The sequence below is a fragment of the Candidatus Angelobacter sp. genome, from assembly GCA_035607015.1.
Lineage (GTDB): Bacteria > Verrucomicrobiota > Verrucomicrobiia > Limisphaerales > AV2 > AV2.
Genome location: DATNDF010000502.1, coordinates 1 through 3,476, shown reverse-complemented (window position 1 = coordinate 3,476; position 3,476 = coordinate 1). Strand labels below are relative to the sequence as shown.

Below are 3,476 nucleotides of genomic sequence, written 5' to 3'. Positions count from 1 at the left end.
GTCGGGTTGTCCAATGACGGCCACCTCCTTCACCCCGGCGAACTGGTAAATCACTTCCTCAATTTCCCGGGGGTAAACATTGATGCCGTTCACGAGGAGCATGTCCTTTTTGCGGTCGGTGATGAAAAAGTAGCCGTCTTTGTCCTTGAACCCCACATCACCGGTCAGCAGCCACCCATTGCGGAGCGCCTTGGCGGTCTCTTCGGGTTGATTCCAGTAACCTTGCATGACATTCCCGCCTCGGACGCAGATCTCCCCAACTTCGCCGACGGGGAGGATTGCGCCGTGGTCATTTTGAACCGTGACCTCAACGTTCGAGACCGGAATGCCGATGGAACCAGCCTTCCAAGGTCCACGAATGGGATTTAACGAAACAACGGGGCTCGCTTCGCTCAACCCGTAGCCTTCAATCAAGGGAATGGAAAACCTTTCGTTGAACTCTTTCAGAATCTCAACCGGCAACGGCGCCGCTCCGCTGATGCATAGTCGCAGCGGATTGTTTGAAGGGACGTGGATGGCGGCCAGTGTGCGAAAAAACTGGGGTATGGCGGGTAAGATGGTCGCCTCGCGGGAGATGATTTCCTGGATGACATTTTTCGGCGGATGCAGCGATTTGATGAGCAGAACCGAGCAGCCCGTGGTCATCGGCAGCAGGACGCCGACGCAGAGCATAAAGCTGTGGAACATCGGCAACAGCACGACAAAGCGGTCAAGGTCCACGGTCTCGAGGACCTGGCGGCAGCTCTCCACGTTACAGAGGAGGTTGCCGTGTGTGAGCATCGCCCCTTTGGGCCGGCCCGTTGTGCCGGACGTGTAGATTATGAACGCCAGATCGGTCTCCGCCCGGGTTGCTGCACCCGCGTCAGCCGGCGGTGGTGTTGCGCCACCGGCAACTTCTCCAATATCAAGAAACCTCAGCGAAGGCAGGCGCGCAGACAATTCGGATTTCACTTCGGTTGAGGCAGCTTCGCAAATCAACGTTTGAGCGCCCGCGTCGGCGAGGATGTAGCTTACTTCAGCGGGTTTGAGGAAGTTGTTGATCGGCACGACCACGCCCCCGGCGCGCAACACGCCAAAGACCGCGGCGATAAATTCGGGACAATTCTTCAGCCAGAGAGCAACTCGATCACCGGGGCGGACTGCGAAATCCCTTTGCAGAAGCTTGGCCAGCCAGCGCGATTGTTGATGAAGGCGCTCGTAGGAATACTCGGCGTCACCCCAGAACACAGCGGTCTTTCTCGCGTTTCTTTCCGCGGAGTCCGCGAAAGCCATGGAGAGATTCATAACCGTATGACAGGGATGGTTGACGCAGGCAGATTGAATCGCGTTTCTGTGAGCCGAGTCAAGCTCCGGGACCCCGCTTCGGAGCATTTTTGCACAAACAACTTTCGTTTTGCGTTGAGCTTGCGGTTTACTTGGCGGGTGATTGACACGGACGAACAGCTTGAAGCGCTGCTCGCGCGCATTGGCAGGGCCGGGTGGGTGGCGCTCGACACGGAAGCGGACAGTCTTCATGCGTACCCGGAAAAGCTCTGCCTGCTGCAGATCAGCCTGCCCGGCGCCGACGAACTGCTGGACCCTCTTGCGGCGATGGAAATCGGGCCTTTGATCGAGGTCTTACGCAAGCGCGAACTGATCATGCACGGGGCAGATTACGACCTCCGCTTATTGCGGCGGACCTATGAATTCGTGCCCGAATCCGTGGTTGACACGATGCTGGCGGCGCGCCTGCATGGATTTACCGAATTCGGTCTTACCAGCCTCGTGGAAAAGCTTCTCGGAGTCCGGCTGGAAAAGGGTTCGCAGACGGCGGATTGGGCGAAGCGGCCATTGACCGAGCGGATGATCAACTACGCCCGCAACGATACGCACCATCTCAAGCCGCTCTGGGATAGGCTCAAGTCACGCCTCGAAGACAGCGGGCGGCTCCACTGGCACAAGGAAAGTTGTGCGCGTCTGGTGAAGGAATGCGCCGAAGTGCGGGCGGCCGATCCCGACCAGACCTGGCGGGTGAAGGGAGCGGACAAACTGGATCGGCGCGCGCTCGCGGTGCTGCGTGAATTGTGGCATTGGCGGGATGGCGAGGCCGTCGCGGCAAACCGGCCGCCTTTTTTCATCCTCCGACACGACACACTTGTCGCCCTGGCGCAAGCTGCCGTGGTGGGAAAGAACGTCGAGTCTCTACTGCCTGCCCGACTTGCGCAGCGCCGGCGCGAAGGTGTGCTTGTTGCCGTGCGCCGCGGCCTGGGACTGCCCGCTTCGCAGTGGCCCCAACCCAATCGGTATTCGACGCCGCGGTCAAACGCCGGCGAAAAGCGTCGTTACGAGGAGTTGCGACAAAGGCGCGACCGCCGCGCGGCGGAGCTGTCGATCGATCCGACCTTGATCGCGAGTCGCGCGACCTTGAGCGCAGTGGCGAGAGATTGGGACGCCGCCCAAACCGCATTGATGGCCTGGCAGAGAGAGTTGCTCGAACATTGAGGGCGGAGCCGTAATTCTCCTCAGTTCATAACCTCGAAAGCGAACCCTTTCAGGTATTCGGTCTCCGGGATGACGGGAATAATGGGATGGTCGGGTGACTGGCCGTAGGTTGCCACGCGACGAAGGATTCGCCGCGCATCAAACGCCGCGGCGAGAATCACGTCCTGGAACATGACCGCGTCAACATGGTGGGAACAACAGAACGTCGCCAGAGTTCCGCCGGTCTTGAGGAGCTTCAGGGCGCGTAAATGGATCTCCTTGTAGCCCCGCAGCGCGTCCGGCACCGCGGCTCGATTGCGCGTGAACGAAGGCGGATCCAGGACGATCGCGTCAAACCGCGGGATGACTTTCTCATGCGGCCTGGTGGCGGTCTGCGCCTTCAGCCAGTCAAAAACATTGGCAGCCTCGAAGGAACATCTTTCCGACAAACCATTTGTCGCCGCGTTGCGTTCGGCGCCGACGATCGCGTCCTGGCTCTGGTCGATTGCGTGGACGTGCGCGGCGCCGGCGCGCGCTGCGTGGAGAGCGAATCCGCCGAGGAAACTGAAACAGTCGAGCACGCTGGCACCGGGTGAGCGCGCGATCAATTCGGCGACCCGCTGATAGTTCACCTGCTGATCGAGGTACAACCCGGTTTTGTGCCCTCCAAGAAGGTCCACCTCGAATCGCAAACCATTCAGCCCGATTGTCAGCTTGCCGTCGAGTTTTCCGGCGACCACTCCGTTGGCATCGGATAATCCCTCGAACTTCCGCGAGGCAATTTCATTCCGCTCGACGATGGCGGTTGGTGAAAAGATGCGCTGCAATGTGCCGACGATCACGAGTTTGCGCTGGTCCATGCCCAGCGCGGAAGTTTGCAGTACCAGCACACCTTCGTATTTGTCCACAATCAGACCGCTGAGAAGGTCGCTTTCAGAATTGACCGCGCGGAACGAAGTGGCGTGGGGAAGGTGTTTGCCGCGGACGGCGAGCGCCGCGCGAATGCGCCCTTCAAA

General features: G+C 59.8%; 3 protein-coding genes. 1 reads left to right on the top strand and 2 read right to left on the bottom strand.

Annotated features, from left to right (window positions below):
- Positions 1–1,284: AMP-binding protein (locus VN887_20175; GenBank protein HXT42336.1), on the bottom strand; the 1,284-nt coding region annotated here is incomplete at its 3' end.
- Positions 1,285–1,332: 48 nt separating this feature from the next.
- Between VN887_20175 and VN887_20170 the strand changes: the two genes are divergently transcribed.
- The gene (locus VN887_20170; protein HXT42335.1) at positions 1,333–2,481 is read left to right on the top strand and encodes an HRDC domain-containing protein; all 1,149 of its coding nucleotides are present in this window, start codon (positions 1,333–1,335) and stop codon (positions 2,479–2,481) included.
- Between the two features lie 20 nt (positions 2,482–2,501).
- On the opposite strand, the gene VN887_20165 is transcribed toward VN887_20170, so the two are convergent.
- On the bottom strand, positions 2,502–3,476 hold a 975-nt coding region (locus VN887_20165), incomplete at its 5' end, for a class I SAM-dependent rRNA methyltransferase (protein ID HXT42334.1).